Here is a 20,460-nt window from a genome sequence, read left to right as displayed (position 1 = left end):
GCCCTCCATTTATTCGTTTGTCTGCGTAAAAGAGAAATTATAGCCCTTAATTCGGACGGCTGACAAGCCGATCAGCGCTATGATTAATATTGCAAATATGAACATGCTCATCCCGATCCCTGGCAGGTAATCATAACCAAAGCTGTGCATGGGAAAGGTAGCTTGGTTCAACGGAGACAGCCAGCCGCAGAACACGTTCGCCCTATATTCCTGACTTTCTGTAAAATGAAACAGTTTCCGGAAAACATCTGGGTTCAGCAGGAGCCCATACAGACTGACTGCAAAAGCACCGATCACCCCTGCCATATTTCCCGCAGCCAGATTTAAAAACAACATGAGAACTGCGATAAAAAGAGTATATAAAAGTACAAGTCCAAACACTATTGCTGCGCACATATAAGGAGTTGAGCTTTCCATTGTTTTTATGGAAACAGGAACGGTTATGCTCTCCCCACCGCCATAGCCCAACATTGCCGCTGTTTCGCTCCACACATTTCCCGTAAAGGAAAAGGGAGCTCCCATAATTCCAAGCATCACAGCCAAAAAAATATTATAGATCACAGTCGCCAGGATCACATAGATAATCTGACCCGCAAGCCATATCTTCCGTTTTGTGCGTACAAGCCAATACGGAGTTGCCTGACTGATAAATGGCATGTCCGCAAAGAGCAGGATTAAAAGCAGGGAGGACAGCATAACAGAGGATGCATCCCCATATGTCCAAATAAACGGCTCGAATACCTGAAGGATTGTCTCATATTTTATCGCATGGGAAATAATCTGATCCGACAGCATCAGACATAATATAGCTGCCAAAATAAAGGTCATCCAGATCCTCGGACTTTTTTTCCATCCATAGAAATTCTGGCCTGCAATCCAAAAAGCCTGTTTAATATCACGCATACCGCAACCTTCTTTCTATTGCGCACATAAAGATCAGTGCCGTTAAAAAACTTCCAACCGCTAATATAGCAATGCAGAAGATATCATTGTAGTAAATAGACGCCGCCCAATAGCGGGGACTCAGAAAGAATGCTTTTTGATAGTAACGCTCCTGAAATACGGTCAGGACATAATAAAGAATAAAAGGAACGGCATAGGACATATAGCGATTTTTTGTTATGACAGCCGACGTACCGCCAATTAGCGCCCAAAAAGCGCCATTTAAAAACAATCTCAGAAAGCTTACCGCCGTTCTGCCCACAAGCACTGCCATCTCATAATTTCCGTCAATCAGAGAAGGATACTGACCGAACCTCAGTATACAGATTACAAGAAGGAACACCATGGCTAAAAAAGCTGTCAAACCTCCGGAGACCAACAATCCTGCTGCTTTTCCTACGAGATACTGTTTTCTCCCTGAACGGATATAACTGAACAGAAAAAAACGACTGTGCAGCTCAGCCTCCGTATTCTCTCCACCCGCAAAAGCAACGGCAATGGGAACAAACAGAAGCATATTAACGCTGTTCATACAATAGGTGTATGCTACGAACCAGCCTGGTCCTTCTGCAGATCCGCCTGCATTTATGATCTTCTGCAACATCTCATGCTCAGACATCAGGGTAGCCGAAACGATTAGAAAAATCCCCAAAATAAAGCGAATGCTTCGAATATTGTTTTTTATGTCCGTTGCCAACACATTTCTCATACGCTTTTCTCCTCACTTCAAACAGCTATAGACTTGATTTTTTTATTTTTATAAAATCCTAGTTTTTTGCAATAATATCACTATTTGTATAAAACTACACTCCTTATCAAACAACAGTTAAGGACTTGCAAAAACTGTTGTTCCTACTGAAAGCATTGCAACAGCTGTAAAAATTGATAATATTTTAAATTTTCTATTATTCTAAGTTCTACAAATACATAAGCCGCCAGTTAAGTACGATTAGTTTTATTATAATTCAATAAATTCCATCCAACTTTCCACATTTTATTGTGCAATTTTACCATTTATATAATAACATGTCAACATTTAATGAACGTTTATAACAAAAAAATGCAGGGCTATAAAAAACTAAAGAAATTGCTCTATTTTACAAAATTATATCCTATTTTTCAATTCCAACTCAATTTTCCCTCAATGTCTTTTTCCTCCAACTTTCGTATGCTTATCTCACAGCAAAGCAGTACCACACCGGTACAGCCTGCTGAATTAATCAATACGAAAATGGAGGTGTTTTTTATGCGAGAACTCAGAAACACAAAAATCATTGCTGTAGATCACGGCTACGGCAACATGAAAACAGCAAATACCGTCACACCAACCGGAATCAAAGCCTATGAAACAGAACCCATCTTCACCGGGAATATTCTGGAATATAACGGCATTTACTACCGGATTGGCGAAGGACACAAAGAATTTATCCCAGATAAAGCTATGGACGAAGAATATTATCTTCTAACTCTCATGGCGATTGCAAGGGAACTGAATGTCTTTTCCATCCGTGAAGCAGACGTTCATCTGGCTGCCGGGCTTCCTCTGACATGGATCAGAAACCAGAGAGAAGATTTCCGTTCCTATCTGCTCCAGAATCCAGAAGTCCATTACCGATTTAACAGCAAAGAGTATCATCTCCGTTTTGTGGGATGCAGCCTTTACCCGCAGGGATATCCGGCTATCGTAAACCGACTTGGAGATTTCAAGGGGACAAATCTTCTTGCAGATATCGGCAACGGAACCATGAACATTCTGTATATCAATAATAAGAAAGCACAGGAAAGCCGGTGCTGGACAGAAAAGTTTGGCGTAAACCAATGCATGATTGCCGCTAAAAACGCTGTTCTGGACAACTTCGGAGTAAAGATTGAAGAATCTACCGTAGAGCAGATTCTGCGGTTTGGAACCGCTGACATTTCAGCGTCTTATCTGGATTGTATTACTGCTGTTGCCAGACAGTATGTCACAGATATTTTTGCCACGCTCCGCAAATATGAATACAATCCTGGCCTGATGCGCCTGTATGTGGTCGGAGGCGGTGGATGCCTGATCCGTAACTTTGGAGCGTATGACAAATCACGAGTTACCATCCTTGATGATATCTGTGCCACTGCCAAAGGTTATGAATCTCTGGCTTATATGAGCCTGAAAAGGAGGGGATAAGCCATGCAGAACCATATCCGCAACACAAACCTGCGATTTAATCTGGACAAAGACCAGCAGCGGAGAGCCTGGGAATATTTACAGACGATGGACAGACAGAATTTTAAATCTTACAGCCAGGTAATCTCCCTTGCACTGGTCGATTATTTTGACCGCTACTACCGCACTCAGGCTGATCCCTATCTGGAAACAAGGGAACGGGAAGAACTTTTTGTGAAACAGATTGTAGAAGCAGTAGAACACAGCCTGAAACAGTCATTGCCGATTTTTCTGTCCGGGCTGACTGCAGGCATGTTGGAAAGGGAATCCCCCATCAGGATGCCCTTTCCAGCTCCTGAAAAAGAACAGCCGGATCGTGATATAGACTGGGATTTTCTTGGAGAATAAACCATTGTGATTGGAGGTGAACACATGACGGACTTTCTGACAGCAGACACAAGCCTGCCATCTTATATGATGTTTCCCCGTTTTCTTCTGGACATGGAAATAAACGAAACTGCCAAAATGCTTTATATGATCCTGCTCGACCGTGCAAGGCTTTCCCAGAAAAATGAGGGCTGGTCAGATACAAATGGTCATGTGTTCCTCTACTTTACGATTGAAGCACTGGCAGAAGTTCTCCACAAAAGCCAGATGACGGTGAAAACTGCTCTGGCAGTACTGGAAAAACAAGAGCTTATCTTCCGAAAACGGCAGGGACCCGGACACCCTAATCGGATCTATGTAAAAATCCCGAAAGAAACCCTCAGCAATACAGACAGAATTCTTTCCTCAAGACAGACAGAAAACTGTCCTATTGACAGACAGGATTCTTTCCCTGATACAGACAGAAAACTGTCCAGTAATAAGAAAGAGATAAAAAAGAACCATTTAACAATAAGAGGGAGTAAAGAGCCACGCTCACCCTATGGAACATTTCAAAATGTTTTTCTGTCAGAGACGGAGCTGGAAAATATCCGGCAGACAATCCCTGACTGGCAGGACTATATGGAACGCTTATCCGGTTATATGGCTTCTACCGGAAAGCAATACCAAAACCATGCAGCTACCATCATCCGTTGGGCAAGACAGGATCATCCTGTTTCCCGGCAACGAAATTATGAAAGTGAGGAATACGAAACATTATGACAACATTTACAGAAAAACCAACAGCTATCACACCAAACAGAGAGCTTCAGTCTGATGAATATTTTAACGAAACAAATCACCTGATCTACTGTTCCAAATGCAATACGCCAAGACAGTGCAGGCATGAATTACAGGGAAAGGTTCTTATTCCTTCCATCCGCTGTAAGTGCCAGCAGGAGATCTTTGAACAGGAGGAAGCCCAGAGAAAACTTCATGAAAAGCAAATGGAAATAGAGCATCTCAAAACCAGCGGCTTACAGGACAAATCACTTTATGACTACACCTTTGCCAAAGATAACGGCAGCAATCCGGAAATGAAACTTGCACACAATTATGTAAGTAACTGGGAAGAGATGAAAGCAAACGCTTCCGGACTTCTCATCTGGGGCGATGTCGGTACTGGAAAATCTTTCTTTGCAGGCTGCATTGCCAATGCCCTTCTGGAAAAAGGCGTCCCGGTACTGATGACCAACTTTTCCCGGATTCTGAATACCCTTACCGGAATGCATTTTGAAGACAGGAATCAGTTCATCCACAGCTTAAACCGCTACAGCCTTCTGATCATTGATGACCTCGGAATTGAACGGAACTCTGACTTTGCACTGGAACAGGTATTCAATGTGATTGACAGCCGTTACCGCAGTAAAAAGCCCCTGATCATAACAACCAATCTCACTTTATCAGAGCTGAATAACGCCGCTGATATCGCACACAAGCGAATTTATGACCGGATTCTGGAGAGATGTGTTCCCATCCGTATCAATAACCGGAATATCCGTCAGGACAATGCAACAGCTAATTTAAAAAAAACGAAAAAAATTCTGTTAGATAATCACACTTCAAACCAGAGTTGAAACAAAGCAGCATCGCACAATAACTATTTTTCACTGACAGTAGTACTACTTTCTTTTCTTATTTATCACCAGAGACATGCCACTGTCAGTTATCTAAAACTATAGTACTAAACCACAAGATTTTAAAACTAAATCGCCCGGATACGGGCATAAAAAGGAGGTGCCAGATATGGCAAATAAAAGAATTATGACACCAGAAGAAAAAGTGCTTTTACAGGCAAAACACAGACTGGAAGAAATCGAAGCAAGAAACCGTAAAAAGGAACGTAATGCCAGAACACGCAGATTGATTCAAGAAGGAGCGATTCTGGAAAGCATTGCTCCACATATTAAAGAAATGGATTTAGATACCCTAAAGCGGGAGCTGATGCTCCGGCTAAGAGGAATGTAAATACACAAGTTCTACTCCCGAAGGGCGCACTTACTCACCACCCGATAAATCGGGCGGTGGTATCCCCTACGGGGCTCGTGCGCTCTGCCGAGGGCTATCCGCTGTTGCAGGCAACATCGAAAGGAGGTGCCAGATATGGCAATTTATCATATGCAAGCCAAGGTCGTCAGCCGTGGTTCCGGGCGGTCTGCTGTCGCTGCATCTGCTTATATGAGCTGTAGCCGCATATACAATGATTACGATGGCATCCAGCATGACTACACCCGAAAACATGGACTGATCTATCAGGAAGTAATGCTTCCCCCTATGGCTCCGCCTAAATGGAAAAACCGGGAGCAACTCTGGAATGCTGTAGAAGCTGCTGAAAAAACAAAAGACAGCCGACTGGCAAGAGAATTTGTTGTCGCACTCCCTATTGAGTTGGATAAAGACAGCAATATTTCTCTTCTTCAGAATTTTATTCAAAAGAATTTTGTAGATATGGGAATGTGTGCCGATTTCGCCATTCACGATACAGATGGTCACAATCCCCATGCACACATTCTACTTACTGTCCGTCCATTAAACGAAAACGGAACATGGCAGTATAAAACCGAAAAAGAATATCTATGCATCAAAGATGGAGAGGAAAAGGGATTTACTGCTTCTGAATTTAAGGATGCTCAGAAAGAGGGCTGGGAAAAACAGTATCGTTATAAAGCTGGGAAAAAGAAAGTATATCTGACTCCCTCGGCAGCACAGGAGAAAGGTTATGAACGTATCGACAAACATCCAAAAAGCACCCGGTATGGCAGACAAAACCCGATTTCCGAACAATGGAACAGTGAGGAACAGCTCTGCCTCTGGAGAGCAAACTGGGCAGATGCCGTAAATAAAATGCTTGCCCTTAATCAGATAAATGCCGCCATTGATCACCGCAGTTTTGCAGCTCAGGGAATCACTGAACAGCCAACCATCCACGAAGGCTACATTGCCCAGAATATGGAAAAGAAAGGCATGATAGCAGACCGGTGTGAAATCAACCGTCGGGTTCGTGCGGATAACAGAATACTACGGGAATTAAAAACACAGATAAAAAAATTGGTTCAAGCTGTCGAAAAATCTATTCCGGTAATTGCAGAAACATTAGAAGCAATCCGCAATCATATGATTTTTACACAATATCATTTACTTCATAATGAAATGCAAAAAGAAGTGATCCATGACTGGATGCAGCATTTTCGTCCTATCCTAAATAAATATGATACCATTAAGAAAAAGCTCAAAGCGAAAGTTACTGAAAAGAAAGAACTAAATGTGCAAAAAAGTAAAACCAGTATTCTAAATCCTTTCCAGCATATAAAGTTAAACCAGCAGCTTACAACCGTAACAGAAGAAATCGAGGAACTGAAATCTGCCAAAGAACAGCTGCTGTTTCAGGCTGAATGCTCCACAGAGAAAGATATGGCGAGCCTTTCCAGAAAATACGACCAGATGGATAAGAATCTGGATATTCTCGATTCTCAGGATATGGCTCTCAAAGAGCAGCTTGAAAAAGATGCTGTCGCTTTCCAAGAGGAAAAACTCCGGCCTAAACCAGAGCAATATACAGAATTACTGGATGCCAGAATCCAGATACGACCTACTTTCCGAGAGAAACTGATTGAGCAGCTCAAAGGTACTTTTGGTGAATATTATGACTATCACTATCGTGATATCGCAACCCATGAAGTGGATGATCTCAATATGGAAGATCCCTATAGCTTCTCTCATCGTACCTGGGAACTTGAATATCAGAGGAAACAGGAATTGCAAAAAAAACATCCTGTTCAATCCAGGCAAAAATCGCACAACACAGAACTATAATGTTTAAACTACTAATATAAAAAATATCCCGTTTTCTCAAAACAGTTATATTGCTTCATCCCAATAATTCACAAACTGCTAACCACCGAGCAAAAGTGAGGCACAAAGTGCGTAAGCATAATTTGATTTCTTTCCGCTTACGCACTCTCTTTTTATCTTGAGCAAAAAATTCCTACTTTGTAAAGCCAACAAATGGGGTTTGGGGGGCTCCCAAAGTGCGTTTGGATATCCAAACGCTATGCTTGCAAAACCAGTTCCACTAATTTCCCTCGATACTCCCTTCTTCTAAAATCAATGATAATTATAACATTGCCAATTTTGTAAAGTAATAATCAACTTAAAATATAGACGACAAACAATAAAACCATGATACTGTTACAAAAAGCAGTAGCATGGTTTCTTTATATTTCATTATAGATTTTCTCTATCTATCATATTTTCTATTGTTTCTGAGAAACAACACTCTTTCAAATCAATACTTTTGTCCATCTTCACAAGATTTGTATATTTCTCATCTGTATAGTGTTTTGATATTACAGCAAATACTTTATATGTAGGCTGTGCTGTTACATCTCTGATGTCCTTTTTCAGCAATGTGTTCGGTACATTTAATTTCGTATTTTTATCTTTTACGAAGCCAATACAACCACATATATTCCCGGCAGCTTTTTCTGTATATAATTTCGGTCCTCGATCTGTAAATTCTCCTATCATTGTTACGTTTTTCTTAATAAGCATCATACGTTCCAATATATCCAATTTTTGCCCCGTAGAGCCATCTTTTGCAAAAACAAAATCATTTTCTGTTAATCGCTTATCCAGGCATTTCTGGTAAAAATGAATTGCAGAAGCTGTCTCTTTTTTATTCAATCGAACTCCTGTCAAATGTAAAAAATTGTATCTATGGAAAACAACTTCATATCCCTGTACAGATGACAAAATCTTATTACTTTCCTGTAATTGCTTATTCACCTCTTTCGGTAAGCCATATAGGAACAAAACCTTCTGATCCTCAAGATGTTCTTTATATAGTTGTGCCGCTTTTGTCATAATCTGAATTGCACGTCTTTTGTCCATAACTTAATCCTTATCCCATAAAATTTAGAGAAGGGAATGTTCACGCCGCAGCACTAAACATTCCCTTCTCATGGTTGATTTTTCCGTTGTCTGCCAACCTCCAGCACCTTCGTCTGGAAAATATCAGGTTTTTCCGTTGCCTGCCAACCTCCGACACCTTCGTTCGGAAAACGTATCAGATTTTAGGTGTCAACCCACCGCTGATGCACAGCTTTTCTAATTACATTTTACACGAACTATGTGGAAAATGCAATTACAATTTTATCTTATGATGCCCTGCTACATTTTATACACTATTTATCTTACATTTCATTCTTGATAAATTATCTCTTTATCCACAATCTCCCTCGCACATACTTGTATATTGTTCATTCTTCCTATCCATTCCAAGACATTTTCCACCTTTAGCTGTTCTGTAATGCCTTGTGCCTGTTTCATCTGTTCTACAAGTCTTTCAAAGCGTTCCTGTGCCTGTTCTTCTATATCAGCCAAATAACCATTCAGCCTGCCGCTTGTAAGCATATTCAGATATAGCAATCTGCGGTATTCCTTCAAATACCGCAAATGTCTTTGTCCCCATACACCGACAACCCTTTGTTCTTCTTCCTTCGGTAAGGTAAGAGCAGGGATAAGATAATCCCCATGTCTGATATAAGTACCGCCCATCTCTTCAAAAATTGTTTTCTTCATTGTCTGTTCTACCTTTCTTATCGTTCTCTATTCATAGATTTTCTTTACGACCGTTCCAATTTTACAGTAACAATAATTCTTCAATTTTCAGTTCACATTGCCCCTCCCGAAGAAGTATGATAGAATAATTCTATTAAATTGAATCGGAGGTGCCACATGGCTATCAGTTCCAACAATATTCAGGTCTATACTACTTTGTCCAAAGAACTGGTTGCTGAGATTGATAAGGATGCAAAAGCGAACTATCGTACACGTTCCCAGCAGATTAACATGATCCTGACCGAGTATTATAAGACTCAAACAACAACCAAACATGAATCCGAGTAAAACACTGAATTGCCTGAAAACACAGGAAATATCAGTGTTTTCTTATGTTTTCCCTTAATTATAAGGTTCATGAGAACCATAATTATTCCCAAAGCTGACGTTTATAACGATCGGTTTTCTCATCTTCACTGCCTGCCGTATCAGGTAATCAATACCCTCCATCAGCTCCGTTGTCCGCGGAAATGAATTTTCCCGTGGATTTCCCATCTTTACCACCAGAAGATCACTTCTATACGCAACGCCTCGATTCACTCCATCCGATGCTCTCCCATTTCCTGCTGCTATTCCAAGAACTGCTGTTCCATGTCCGCTGAAATCCCCAGACGGAACAAGGCGCCTGCCTTCGGTTTCCCCGAGTGTAAGCGCCTCATCAATTTCTTCCTTTGTATATTCAGTTCCTGATACATAGTTTTCCGGTGGATTTCCAGCTACACTCTGATCCCACAGTCGCAGGATCCGGGTACTGCCATCCTCATTTCTGAAATCCGGATGGAAATAGTCCACCCCGGAATCCACAATACCCACCAAAATCCCCTTGCCGGTTAAGCCATCGGCTCCATTCTGCACCGGCAAAATGCAGCTTGCCTCCCGCTCTTCAAAGGTCTCAAAATAAAGTCTCTTGGGCTTTTCTATAAACTCGATCTGCTCTCTGACTGAGTATGCAGAAATTTCCGTTTCCGGCAATGTCACTACTGCATAGCTGCCAAGCAGCGGGACCACCTGGATCCTCTCACCACCAAGTCCGCTTTCCGGACCGCTGTATTTCACGATCACATCCCACAGCCTGGTGGTGGGATCATATCCCACATTCAGATTTTCCGATTTCGCCCGTTCCTGCGGCAGGGCATTCATGGCAAGATTAAGAAGATTCTCTATTTTCTGATCTGGCATAAGGCTTTCATTTCCATTGATACATTTTTTTTATTATATGCAAAGCCTTCGTTTAAAGCACCAACCATCTGTTCCAGCATTTCTCTTTTAATTCCGGGAACGAAGCTTAACAACTGACGAAGCGGCATTCCTTCCATCATCGCAGCCATCATTTCCTGATTATTTAAAAAGACCCTTGGTTTTTCTGTCAGCGCATTTATTTTGCGCTGCAAGCTGGAGGAAGGTAAAGAATTGCTGCAATACACTAACAAATCCATCAGTACCTTTTTATGCTTCTCCAGCCAAACAAAAATACGTAATCTCATCCGATAATATTATGCCGTTGCTTTTTTATCATCTGTCTTCTCAAGCAGTTTCTTCACGCCCTGGATCGCTACCAATACACCAAGGATCAGCAGTAATACTGCAAATACAAGCTGTAAGGTGTTTCCAAGATCCAGTCCTGTTGTAAAAAGTGCTTTTGAAAGTTTTGTGATGGTCATACCAAGTGCTGTGAAGGTAACTGCCATCATGAATACCATCGGGATCCAGAGCATGCAGCCCTGACGTTTTGTTTTCTTTAAGAATACCGCGCAGGCTACAAGGGCAAGTACGGATAACAGCTGGTTTGCGGAACCGAACAGCGGCCAGATCTCCGCATAGCCTACTTTTGTAAGCATGTAGGCAAGTACCAGTGTGATAACTGTTGCAAAATATTTATTTGTTACGACTTTCAGAAATGGGCTCATGTTTTCCTCATCTGTATCAGAATCAAGGAAAAATTCCTGGAATGACAGACGTCCGACTCTGGCTACAGAGTCAAGAGAGGTCAGTGCAAATGCAGATACTGCAAGGTTGATCAGGGTAAATACCAGTGAATGTGGAAGGCCAACTACAGAAAGGAAGTTTGCGATAGCACCTGCAAAAATCTGCGGCTGTGTTGTAAGCCCCTGTGCTGCTGCCTCGCCGTCTGCAAAGGATGCAACTGCGATCAGCGCGATGATGGCAAGCATACTTTCCATCAGCATTGCTCCAAAGGAAACAGGAAGCATATTTTTCTCATTTTTGATCTGCTTGGATGCAGTACCGGAGGATACCAGTGAATGGAAACCGGAAACAGCACCGCAGGCGATGGTTACAAACAGGATCGGAAACATGTACTGTCCGTCCACATTAAAGCTTGTAAAAGCTTTCAGGTTACAGGACGGATTGGCTACAAATACACCAATAACTGCGCCAACGATCATGAAAATGAGCAGATAGCTGTTCAGATAATCACGTGGCTGAAGCAGTGCCCATACAGGAGCGACACTGGCGATCAGGATGTATACAAAAATGATGATATGCCAGATTCCAAGACTTACATACATGGGGAAATTAAGTCCCAGCACAATTGCTGCTACCAGCAGTAAAATTGCGACTGCAGTGTTGACCCATTTGTTGAATTTTGTATATTTAAGGAAAAATCCAAGTGCAACAGCCTCAAATATAAATAACATGGAAGTGGTTGCAACAGCTCCGTTTGCCGCTACCTTTGTAACAGCTCCTGCATCATTTGCGACAAATCCGTTAAAGGTTCCTGCTACAACATCTGCAAATGCGGCAACGACCAGAATACAGAACAGCCAGCAGAATAAAAGAAACAATTTTTTTCCAAGCTTTCCGATATACGCTTCGATGATATATCCGATAGTACGTCCTTTATTCTTTACAGATGCGTACATGGATGCAAAATCCTGCACAGCTCCAAAGAATACACCTCCGATGAGGATCCAGAGCAGAACCGGCAGCCAGCCGAAAATTGCGGCCTGGATAGGTCCGTTGATCGGGCCCGCACCTGCTATGGATGCAAACTGATGGCCAAATACTACATTTGTATCGGCCGGTACATAATCAACTCCGTCCTCCAGCTCATAAGCAGGAGTTTTTGCTTTTGGATCAATACCCCATTTGTTCTGGAGATAACGGCCATACAGAAGATATGCGCCTCCGAGAACTACAATGGCTATGATCATCATTGTTATTCCGTTCATAATATCAACTCTCTTTCCTTTGTGTTTTTTATACATGATACAATGACCGTAAAACAGTTATTGCATCAAAAAACGCCCTTGCTATCCTTTCGGATAACAAAGGCGGAATGTTCCGTGGTACCACTTTGTATTATCGTATTTATTGCTAAACGCGACCACTTATTACTGTCATATCAAACAGCCTCTTCTGTAACGTGAAGACTACGTCCCGGCTTACTTAAAGATTTCTATTCAGCGGGATGCTCCCAGGTGATATCACAAAATACCTTCTGCCGCTTCTCATCAGCCTGCGGCTCTCTGTAATCCGGCATGCTTTTTGTGGTCTGTCCTGTTCCATGCATTTCTCTTTTTTATTTATCTAATGTTTGCAACGGTGTACAAAGGGAACATAATAAAAAACTTAATAATGGACTGCCAATCTTACACAAAGTACCGCCCAAACGAGACTACGGGCGGTATTTTTGTATCATGGCGGAGAAAGGAGGAACTTCCCACGGGGGCTTGACTGAAAAGTTGAGCCCCTTTTTTCATGCCAAAAAACAGGAGGTAAATGCTTATGGCAGATGATAAAACCACAAAAACGCCGGAACAGCCGGTAACGGATAGCGGGCCGGGCAAGGAAACGCCTCCCGCTCCCCCAAAAGAGCCGGAGAAGGTTTCCGTTTCCCCGGAGCCGGAAAAAAAGACGGAACCGAAGGTAAAGAACCCACAGGTTTCTGTCTATAACTTCGCTGAAATTATGAAGGAAAAGAAAGTCGAGGAACGGGCGGCAGCTCCCAGCGGGGAAAAGCCTGTCCCGGCAAAAACGGAAAAACCGGAAAAGCAGCCGGAGGCTCCGAAGAAAGCGGAGGAAAAACCCAAAGAGCCGGAACAGCCGAAGCGCCGGGGCCGTCCCCCGAAGGCAGATAAGGACAAGGACGCAGTCCCGAAGCCCAAAGCTCCCGCACAGAAACCGGAAAAGGCGGTCAAAAAGGAACCGGAGAAAAAAACGGCTCCAACGGTGCAGACTGCTCCCACTCCGAAGGAACCCGAAAAGCCGAAGGATGCACCACGCCGGGGCAAGGAGCAGATCGTCTATATCAAGCTGAACGAGCTCTACGCCTTCAAGAACCATCCCTTTGAGGTTCGGGATGATGAAGAAATGCGGGCTATGGTGTCCAGCGTTAAGGACAAGGGCGTGACCCAGCCCGCTATTGTTCGTCCCCGTGAGGATGGCGGCTATGAGATCGTGTCCGGCCACCGCCGCCAGAAAGCCAGCGAGCTTGCCGGGTATGCGGATATGCCCTGTATCGTCCGAAACCTGACAGACGATGAAGCCATCACACAGATGGTTGAGGACAATCTCAACCAGCGTGAAGAAATCCTACCCAGTGAGCGGGCCAAAGCCTTGAAAATGCAGCTTGAGGCTATCAAGCACCAGGGCTCCCGCACTTCGGGCCAGATTGACCCGAAGGACGCTGGCAAACGCTCCAACGAGATCGTGGCCGAGCGCAATAAGATGGCGGTCAAGCAGGTGCAGCGGTATATCCGTCTCAATGAGCTGGTTCCAGACCTGATGAAGCTGATGGATGAAAAAAAGCTGGGCTTTACTACGGCGGTGGAGCTTTCCTATATCGGCAAGAAGAACCAGAACTATATCGCCGTCGCCATTGACAGCCAGCAGTCCTCGCCTTCACAGGCGCAGGCAAAGCGTATGCGTGAGCTGGACGAAAAGAAGCTGCTCAACGGGGATGTGATCGACGGCATTATGATGGAGGACAAAAAGGAGGTAGACAAAGTGATTTTGACAGGTGCGGAACTGAGCAAGTATTTCGGCAAGGAAACTACGCCGAGGGAAATGAAGGACCAGATCATCAAGCTGCTGGACGACTGGAAGGGTCAGCAGAAGGAACATGAAAAGCCGGAGAAGAAAACCGAACAGGAAAAGTAAGCCCAAACTTCGGGTCAGCATGGCCCGAGGATTGCGGGGCTCTGCCCCGCGCCCCGAAGCTCTGGAGATATAAATTATTCCCCGTCGCCAGTTATTCCGTAGCATAGCCGGGAAAATCAGTCAAGGGCAGCGCCGCCGCAGGCGGTGCCAGAGGCACCCTTGACGGATTTCTCCCGGTTATGCTTTTTCCCGGTCAAGCGACGGGGATATAAATTCTCCAGAGCCGTTCCCCTTCCCGGGGGAAGGGGCGGAGGGGTTGGGCGAACTCTTGCTTTTCCCTAAACCAAAACAGAAATGGAGGCTCAACCAATGAAACGACCTTTAGCATACCTGACCGCCGCATGGAGCGGCGAGCCGGATGTTGATATGGAGCTGGCGGCCCACTACTGCCGTCTTGCTTATGAGGCGGGCTTTTCCCCGATCTGCCCGCTCTTGTATCTGCCGCTGTTTTTGAATGACAGCGTTCCCGAGGAACACAAGGCCGGGATTGATATGCGCCGGGATATGCTGCGGCGCTCCCACACCCTGATCGTCTGCGGCAGCGTTGTGGACGAGGATGTAAAAAACGATATTGCGGTTGCCGGGCGGCTGGGCATTGCGGCGACAACGCTGGAAGGGGTGCTTGCCGTGAAGGGACACGGCACCCCGGGCCATGCCGGACATTAAGCTGGGGAGCCTTTTTGACGGGATCGGCGTGTTCCCTCTGGCTGCTTCCCGGTGCGGTATCCGTCCGGTATGGGCCAGCGAGATTGAAAAAGCGCCCATCTCCATAACCAAAAGGCACTTTCCCGACATGGTGCATTTGGGGGATATTACGAAGGTGGACGGCGGGAAAATCCCACCTGTCCATATAATTACCTTCGGTTCCCCCTGTCAGAACCTTTCTCTGATCGGCAACCGCTCCGGCCTTGCCGGGGCAAAATCAAGCCTGTTCTATCAGGCGTTTCGTATCATACAGGAAATGAGGGATGCTACTGATAACCTATATCCAGCTATCGCTGTTTGGGAAAACGTCATGGGAGCGTTTTCTACAAATGACCGGATGGACTTTAGAGCCGTCTTATCCGCCTTCTCGGACACCGAAGTTCCAATGCCTCCTTCGGGAAGATGGGGAAACGCCGGAATGGTGCGAGGGGGAACGCCTGATGTGTGCTGGCGACTCATGGACGCCCAGTATTGGGCAGGCTCCCGAAGGCTGGCACGAAGGCAGCGGATTTTCGTCGTGGCGGATTTTGGAGGCAGACGTGCCGCAGACATACTATTTAAGCCCCGTCCAATGCTCCCACTTCCTCCGCCTTGCGGAGAGGGCGGGCGGGCCGCCGCCGAAGGAGATCGAACAGCTTCTTTTGAAACAGGGCGGCAGATACCAGTCATCCACCCCTTTCAGTGCTTCCGTATGCGGGGAGCGGCAAAAAGGCAGGAAGAAACGGCCTTCCGAAACAGCTTCGGATTACCAACTGACCCTTTTCCCACTCTTTTAGCCAGTGATGTAACGCCCTTTGCCTTCTGGTATGAGGGCGACCCGGAGGGCGGCTGCATCCGTTTTCTGACGGAAACGGAAAGCGAACGGCTGATGGGGCTGCCGGAGGGCTGGACAAAGTACGGGGCGGACGGCATGGAGATCCGGCCTCTGCAACGCTACAAGGCGCTGGGAAATGCGATTGCCCTCCCTTGTGCCGATTACATCATGGCCGGGATTTATGAGGTGCTGGCTGACCGGGCCGGAAAGGAGGAATGAGCCCATGTTTGAAGCCTATATAACCAATACAGCCCTATACCCCTTAATGGGGATTGAGGTAGGGACAACGGTACATTTCCCCATGACGACACAGGAGTTGCAGGCCGCCCTTGCCAAAATCGGGATAGACGGGAAACGGTACAGCGAAGTGTTCTTTACCAGCTTTGACAGTGATGTGCTGGGGCTCTACGATCATCTCTACGAATGTGAGAACATCGACGAGCTGAACGAGCTGGGCCACGCCCTGCTGGAAGTACGGGATAAGGGCGGACTGGAAACCTTTGAAGCCGCTCTTGTCTTAGGAAACCACACAAGGAGCGTGAAGGATTTGATAAACCTGACGCAGAACCTTGACCTTTACCGCTTTTACCCGGATATTTCCGATGATGAAGGGCTGGGCCGTCTTTACGCCGACGAGCTTGGGACTATCGACATACCGGAGCACATTCAGAACTACTTCGATTATGAGGCATACGGGCGGGATGTGCGTATCAACGAGGGCGGCGTATTCGCTCCCGGTGGGTATGTGTCGGCAGTCCCGGAGGGCTTCAAGGAGTATTACCACGGGCCGCAGGACATTCCGCCGGAACACCGGATATTTGCCTATCCTGAAAAGGCCGAGCCTGTCCACTCCATTCTCGCTGCACTCAAACGGTTTCAAGAAGCCCCGCCCGCTCCGAAGAAGGACAAGGCGGGGCCTTCCCATGAAGAACGGTAGGACTTCGGGCCAGCATGGCCCGAAGCATGAAGGAGGTGCATACCATCAACTATTACCCTATCAATGAAGGAGCCGCCCGCCGGGCAAAGGAAATGAACAGCTTTTCCGACTACAAGGAAGGGAGCGCAACGGCGGAATACCGGGCAATGGTGGACAAGGCCGCCGCCATAGCGGAACAGCAGAAATCCCGGGTGGACCCCATGTACCATGAGAAGATCGACCATCTGTTAGACACCTACGCCCGCAAGCTGGCCGAAAACATGAACCAGGGCTTTGCCATTGACGCAAGGGTTCCCTCTGTGCTGATCGCCGGGCCTTCCAATTTCCCGGTGGGAAAGAAGGAAAAACAGAACCGGGCGCGGGACAGCAACATGGAGGAATGGAGGCATATTCAAGGGCTGCTGGATAAGATACGCAGCACCGGCATGGGCGGGATCAGCGCCGATGACCCGGCAGCGATTGAAAAGCTCCAGAAGAAGCTGGACGGGCTGGAACGCTCCCAGCTCATTATGAAGGAGGTCAACGCCTATTACCGCAAGCATGGCAAGCTGGATGGCTGTGCGCTGCTGTCGCCGGACCAGATCGAAAAGCTGAAAGCAAGCATGGCGGCAAACTGGCGGAGCGACCCGAGGCCCTTTGAAAGCTACCAGCTTACCAACAACAATGCGGAGATCCGCCGGGTAAAGACGCGTATCGAACAGCTCTCCAAACAGGCGCAGCGGGAGTTTTCCGGCTGGGAGTTCGACGGGGGCCGTGTGGAGATGAACCGGGAGGACAACCGCTTGCAGGTATTCTTTGACGGAAAGCCTGACGCGGACACCCGGGCCGAGTTGAAAAGCAGCGGTTTCCGCTGGGCTCCCAGTGTAGGCGCATGGCAGAGGCAGCTCACGGACAACGCCATCCGGGCGGCTGACCGTCTGGAATGTATCAAGCCGCTGTCCGGCGAAAAGCCCTCCCAGCTCCAAAAGAAGCCCTCTATCTTGCAGACCATGCGGGAACAGGGTGAAAAAGTCCAGACGGAGCCGGAAAAGAAAGCTCCGTCCGGCAGAGATGCCGAGCGGTAAGCCTCGGGCCACATTGGCCCGAGGTTTTCTGTTCCCCGAGATTGTACGGGGGCCTCCCGGATAGCGGGAACCCCGACGGAAAGGAGGTTTTATGCAGGAAGAAGTAAACCAAAAAACGGTTGCCCTTTCGATCAGGACAACGAAGCTCACGGGAAAAGTGCTGGCTGCCGCTCTTGGGAAGGTAGCGCGGGCGCTGCAAAAGCACCACCGGAAGGCGCTGACCCCGCAGGGACGCCAGAGTGTAAAAAAGCTGATGAACCACTATGGCGGCAAAAGCGCCATGCCCTATGTGGGAGCCCCAAAGGATTTTGACCGGATCGCAAAGGAGTTCCATGTGGACTACGCTTTCCATAAAGTGAGCCCCGGTCATTACCTACTGTTTTTCAAAGCCAATCAGGCGGACGCTATCACGGCGGCCTTCCAGAAGTACAGCGCAAAGGTGCTGAACAAAGAGCAGGACAAGGCTTCCATCCTCGGCCAGCTTCGGAAATTCACGGAGCAGATCAGGACGCAGGCAAAGGAAAAGCAGCGGACCAGAGAGGCGGTGAAGGACGGACGTTGAGTGACAAGATTAGAAAATATGTGCTCCCAAACCTGCCGTACCTCTTTGTGTTCTGGTTCTTCTCCAAAATCGGGACGGCCTACCGGATCGCCCCCGGCACAGACTTCGGGACAAAGCTCATGGGGATGCTCGATACCTTCCCCAAAGCCTTTGAAACCTACTGGCCGGGGCTTGGCGGTATTGACCTGCTGGTGGGCCTTGCCGGTGCGGCTGGGGTGTATCTGCTGATACAGTCAAAGATCAGGCAGGCGAAAAAATTCCGGCGGGATGCAGAGTACGGCACCGCCCGCTTTGGAACAAAGGAGGATATAAAGCCGTTTGTAGACCCTAAATTTCAGAACAATGTCATTCTGACCGGGACGGAGTTCCTTACCATGAACACCCGTCCGAAGATACCCGCCAATGCCCGGAACCTAAACGCCTGTGTCATCGGATCGTCCGGCTCGGGAAAGACAAGGTTCTGGTTGACCCCGCAGCTCCTTCAATCCCATTCCTCGTATGTGGTGGTAGACCCGAAGGGCGGCACTCTCGACCAGTGCGGGCGGTTTCTGCAACGGGAGAAATACAGGGTGCGGGTGTTCAACAGTATCGACTTTTCAAAATCCATGCACTACAATCCGCTGGCCTATATCAAGACGGAGAGCGATGTTTTGAAATTCGTTACCGCCCTGATCGCCAACACCAAAGGCGATGGCAAGGAGGGCGACGAGTTCTGGACCAAAGCCGAAACCCTCTTGTACTGTGCCCTTGTGGCCTACATCGTCTTTGAGGGGCCGGAGGAAGAACGCAACATGAATACGCTGGTGGAAATGATAAACAGCATGGAAGTCCGGGAGGATGACGAAACCTTCAAAAATGCGGTGGACTATATGTTTGACGGGTTGGAACGCCGCAGCCCCCAGCACTTCGCCGTGAGGCAGTATAAGAAATACAAGCTCGCCAGCGGCAAGACAGCCAAAAGCATTTTGATTTCCTGCGGTGCAAGACTGGCTCCCTTTGATATTCCCCAGCTTCGGGAGATTATGTCTTATGACGAGCTGGAGCTTGATAAGCTGGGGGATGAAAAATCGGCTCTGTTCTTCCTTATCAGCGACACGGACACCACCTACAACTTTTTGGTTGCCCTCGCTTTTTCGCAGATGTTCAACCTTCTGTGTGAACGGGCTGACAACACCTATGGCGGGCGTCTGCCCTACCATGTGCGGGTGCTATGGGACGAGGCTGCCAACACCGGGCAGGTGCCGGGGCTGGAAAAGATCGTGGCCGTCATCCGCTCCCGTGAGATCAGCCTGACGCTCTTTTATCAGGCTATAAGCCAGTGCAAGGCATTGTACAAAGACCATTCCGAAACCATCATGGGCAACATGGACAGTATCGTATTCCTCGGAGGCCGGGAGGCTTCCACCCTAAAGGATATTTCGGAAAACTGGCTGGGCAAGGCCACCATCTCTATGCAGACCGAGGGCCGAAGCCGGGGACAGTCTGAAAGTTACAGCCAGAATATGCAGCGGCTTGGCCGGGAACTGATGACCACCAGCGAGATCACCACCATGCCCGGGGATAAATGTATCTTGCAGCTTCGGGGGCTCCCGCCCTTCCTGTCCCCGAAGTATGACTTGAAAAAGCACCCGAATTACAAGTACACAGCCGAATTTGATAAAAAGAAAAACGCCTTCCGCTTGGAAAGCCTGTTCCGCCACCGGCCATTGAGACTAAAGCCGGAGGACGAATACACGGTGTACGAAGTGGACGGCTCCGACACGGACGAAGAAGCTGACCTGTTGAATTTCGATGATCTGGACAGCGACGAGTTTGTGTAACTTCGGGCCATGATGACCCGAAGCGCCGCCGATGTGGGCGGCTTTTTTTGTACCCAAAACCATCAAACAAACAAAATGGAGGAACGTATATGGAATTTTTCAATCAGGCAATCGACATTCTCAAAATTCTGGTTATGGCTCTTGGTGCCGGTCTGGCGGTATGGGGCGTCATCAACCTTCTGGAAGGTTACGGGTCGGATAACCCTGCGGCAAAATCACAGGGCATTAAGCAGTTCATGGCTAATTAGTTGGAACAAAAAACGAAAGGAAAAGCACAATCCAGACGGTATCAGCGGCAGGCTACAAG

22 protein-coding genes and 1 other annotated feature are annotated in these 20,460 nt (G+C 46.9%); of the genes, 15 read left to right on the top strand and 7 right to left on the bottom strand.

Annotated features, from left to right (window positions below; genetic code table 11):
• Window positions 1-9: 9 nt before the first annotated feature.
• Window positions 10-903 carry a hypothetical protein gene (locus ABCM67_RS13520; protein ID WP_005428264.1) on the bottom strand — a complete coding sequence of 298 codons (894 nt, stop codon included), beginning with the start codon at window positions 901-903 and terminating at the stop codon, window positions 10-12.
• Window positions 896-1,474, bottom strand: a complete 579-nt coding sequence (locus ABCM67_RS13515) for an ABC transporter permease (RefSeq protein WP_244094046.1) — start codon at window positions 1,472-1,474, stop codon at window positions 896-898. Before ABCM67_RS13515 ends, ABCM67_RS13520 begins: the two co-directional genes overlap by 8 nt.
• 714 nt (window positions 1,475-2,188) lie before the next feature.
• On the opposite strand from ABCM67_RS13515, the gene ABCM67_RS13510 reads away from it, so the two are divergent.
• From ABCM67_RS13510 to mobQ, 6 genes are all read left to right on the top strand, one after another.
• Window positions 2,189-3,106: a ParM/StbA family protein gene (locus tag ABCM67_RS13510; RefSeq protein ID WP_009245410.1), complete on the top strand. Its 918-nt coding sequence runs from the start codon at window positions 2,189-2,191 to the stop codon at window positions 3,104-3,106.
• 3 nt (window positions 3,107-3,109) lie between these two features.
• Complete coding sequence (locus ABCM67_RS13505; protein ID WP_005428271.1) at window positions 3,110-3,493, top strand: hypothetical protein; 384 nt, start codon at window positions 3,110-3,112, stop codon at window positions 3,491-3,493.
• Between the two features lie 24 nt (window positions 3,494-3,517).
• The gene (locus ABCM67_RS13500) at window positions 3,518-4,234 is read left to right on the top strand and encodes a replication initiator protein A (protein WP_005428274.1); all 717 of its coding nucleotides are present in this window, start codon (window positions 3,518-3,520) and stop codon (window positions 4,232-4,234) included.
• The gene (locus ABCM67_RS13495) at window positions 4,231-5,088 is read left to right on the top strand and encodes an ATP-binding protein (RefSeq protein WP_005428275.1); all 858 of its coding nucleotides are present in this window, start codon (window positions 4,231-4,233) and stop codon (window positions 5,086-5,088) included. Before ABCM67_RS13500 ends, ABCM67_RS13495 begins: the two co-directional genes overlap by 4 nt.
• Window positions 5,089-5,257: 169 nt before the next feature.
• On the top strand, window positions 5,258-5,479 hold the full coding sequence (locus ABCM67_RS13490; RefSeq protein WP_005428277.1) for a hypothetical protein: 222 nt from the start codon (window positions 5,258-5,260) through the stop codon (window positions 5,477-5,479).
• Between the two features lie 135 nt (window positions 5,480-5,614).
• Window positions 5,615-7,324, top strand: a complete 1,710-nt coding sequence (mobQ, locus tag ABCM67_RS13485; protein ID WP_023924145.1) for a MobQ family relaxase — start codon at window positions 5,615-5,617, stop codon at window positions 7,322-7,324.
• Between the two features lie 411 nt (window positions 7,325-7,735).
• Here the strand turns inward: mobQ and ABCM67_RS13480 are convergent, their stop codons facing one another.
• Both ABCM67_RS13480 and ABCM67_RS13475 read right to left on the bottom strand, forming a co-directional pair.
• Entirely contained in the window at window positions 7,736-8,401 is a 666-nt protein-coding gene (locus ABCM67_RS13480) for a PBECR4 domain-containing protein (protein ID WP_005428282.1), read from the bottom strand.
• 309 nt (window positions 8,402-8,710) lie between these two features.
• Window positions 8,711-9,091, bottom strand: coding sequence for a TnpV protein (locus ABCM67_RS13475; RefSeq protein ID WP_005428283.1), 381 nt, complete (start codon window positions 9,089-9,091; stop codon window positions 8,711-8,713).
• 156 nt (window positions 9,092-9,247) lie between these two features.
• On the opposite strand from ABCM67_RS13475, the gene ABCM67_RS13470 reads away from it, so the two are divergent.
• Complete coding sequence (locus ABCM67_RS13470; RefSeq protein WP_005428285.1) at window positions 9,248-9,418, top strand: hypothetical protein; 171 nt, start codon at window positions 9,248-9,250, stop codon at window positions 9,416-9,418.
• 54 nt (window positions 9,419-9,472) lie between these two features.
• Here the strand turns inward: ABCM67_RS13470 and ABCM67_RS13465 are convergent, their stop codons facing one another.
• The 3 genes from ABCM67_RS13465 to ABCM67_RS13455 are packed head-to-tail and all read right to left on the bottom strand — an operon-like array spanning window position 9,473 to window position 12,321.
• On the bottom strand, window positions 9,473-10,309 hold the full coding sequence (locus tag ABCM67_RS13465) for a S8 family serine peptidase (RefSeq protein ID WP_342992919.1): 837 nt from the start codon (window positions 10,307-10,309) through the stop codon (window positions 9,473-9,475).
• On the bottom strand, window positions 10,291-10,614 hold the full coding sequence (locus ABCM67_RS13460) for a hypothetical protein (RefSeq protein ID WP_161206344.1): 324 nt from the start codon (window positions 10,612-10,614) through the stop codon (window positions 10,291-10,293). Before ABCM67_RS13460 ends, ABCM67_RS13465 begins: the two co-directional genes overlap by 19 nt.
• A gap of 9 nt (window positions 10,615-10,623) precedes the next feature.
• Window positions 10,624-12,321, bottom strand: coding sequence for a carbon starvation CstA family protein (locus ABCM67_RS13455; RefSeq protein WP_147602655.1), 1,698 nt, complete (start codon window positions 12,319-12,321; stop codon window positions 10,624-10,626).
• 95 nt (window positions 12,322-12,416) lie between these two features.
• Window positions 12,417-12,666, bottom strand: a binding site (T-box leader).
• Between the two features lie 211 nt (window positions 12,667-12,877).
• Here ABCM67_RS13455 and ABCM67_RS13450 point away from each other — a divergent pair.
• The 8 genes from ABCM67_RS13450 to ABCM67_RS13415 all read left to right on the top strand — a co-directional run bounded on the left by ABCM67_RS13450 (window position 12,878) and on the right by ABCM67_RS13415 (window position 20,401).
• The gene (locus ABCM67_RS13450; protein WP_342992918.1) at window positions 12,878-14,251 is read left to right on the top strand and encodes a ParB/RepB/Spo0J family partition protein; all 1,374 of its coding nucleotides are present in this window, start codon (window positions 12,878-12,880) and stop codon (window positions 14,249-14,251) included.
• Between the two features lie 309 nt (window positions 14,252-14,560).
• Entirely contained in the window at window positions 14,561-14,917 is a 357-nt protein-coding gene (locus ABCM67_RS13445) for a hypothetical protein (RefSeq protein ID WP_009901612.1), read from the top strand.
• Window positions 14,904-15,989, top strand: a complete 1,086-nt coding sequence (locus ABCM67_RS13440) for a DNA cytosine methyltransferase (RefSeq protein WP_144100237.1) — start codon at window positions 14,904-14,906, stop codon at window positions 15,987-15,989. Before ABCM67_RS13445 ends, ABCM67_RS13440 begins: the two co-directional genes overlap by 14 nt.
• Window positions 15,990-15,993: 4 nt before the next feature.
• The gene (locus ABCM67_RS13435) at window positions 15,994-16,707 is read left to right on the top strand and encodes an antirestriction protein ArdA (protein WP_005927704.1); all 714 of its coding nucleotides are present in this window, start codon (window positions 15,994-15,996) and stop codon (window positions 16,705-16,707) included.
• A 14-nt stretch (window positions 16,708-16,721) separates the two neighbouring features.
• Window positions 16,722-17,771: a hypothetical protein gene (locus ABCM67_RS13430; protein ID WP_342992917.1), complete on the top strand. Its 1,050-nt coding sequence runs from the start codon at window positions 16,722-16,724 to the stop codon at window positions 17,769-17,771.
• Between the two features lie 91 nt (window positions 17,772-17,862).
• Window positions 17,863-18,333, top strand: a complete 471-nt coding sequence (locus tag ABCM67_RS13425) for a PcfB family protein (RefSeq protein ID WP_015567070.1) — start codon at window positions 17,863-17,865, stop codon at window positions 18,331-18,333.
• Window positions 18,330-20,153 carry a type IV secretory system conjugative DNA transfer family protein gene (locus ABCM67_RS13420; RefSeq protein ID WP_342992916.1) on the top strand — a complete coding sequence of 608 codons (1,824 nt, stop codon included), beginning with the start codon at window positions 18,330-18,332 and terminating at the stop codon, window positions 20,151-20,153. Before ABCM67_RS13425 ends, ABCM67_RS13420 begins: the two co-directional genes overlap by 4 nt.
• 89 nt (window positions 20,154-20,242) lie before the next feature.
• On the top strand, window positions 20,243-20,401 hold the full coding sequence (locus ABCM67_RS13415) for a Maff2 family protein (RefSeq protein WP_003500126.1): 159 nt from the start codon (window positions 20,243-20,245) through the stop codon (window positions 20,399-20,401).
• Window positions 20,402-20,460: the final 59 nt, after the last annotated feature.

Source organism: Blautia sp. 2227st1_G12_2227SCRN_220401 (assembly GCF_039062885.1).
GTDB classification, from domain to species: domain Bacteria; phylum Bacillota; class Clostridia; order Lachnospirales; family Lachnospiraceae; genus Blautia_A; species Blautia_A fusiformis.
Note: the sequence above shows the minus strand (reverse complement) of the source record. Positions and strands in the feature narration are given on the sequence as shown.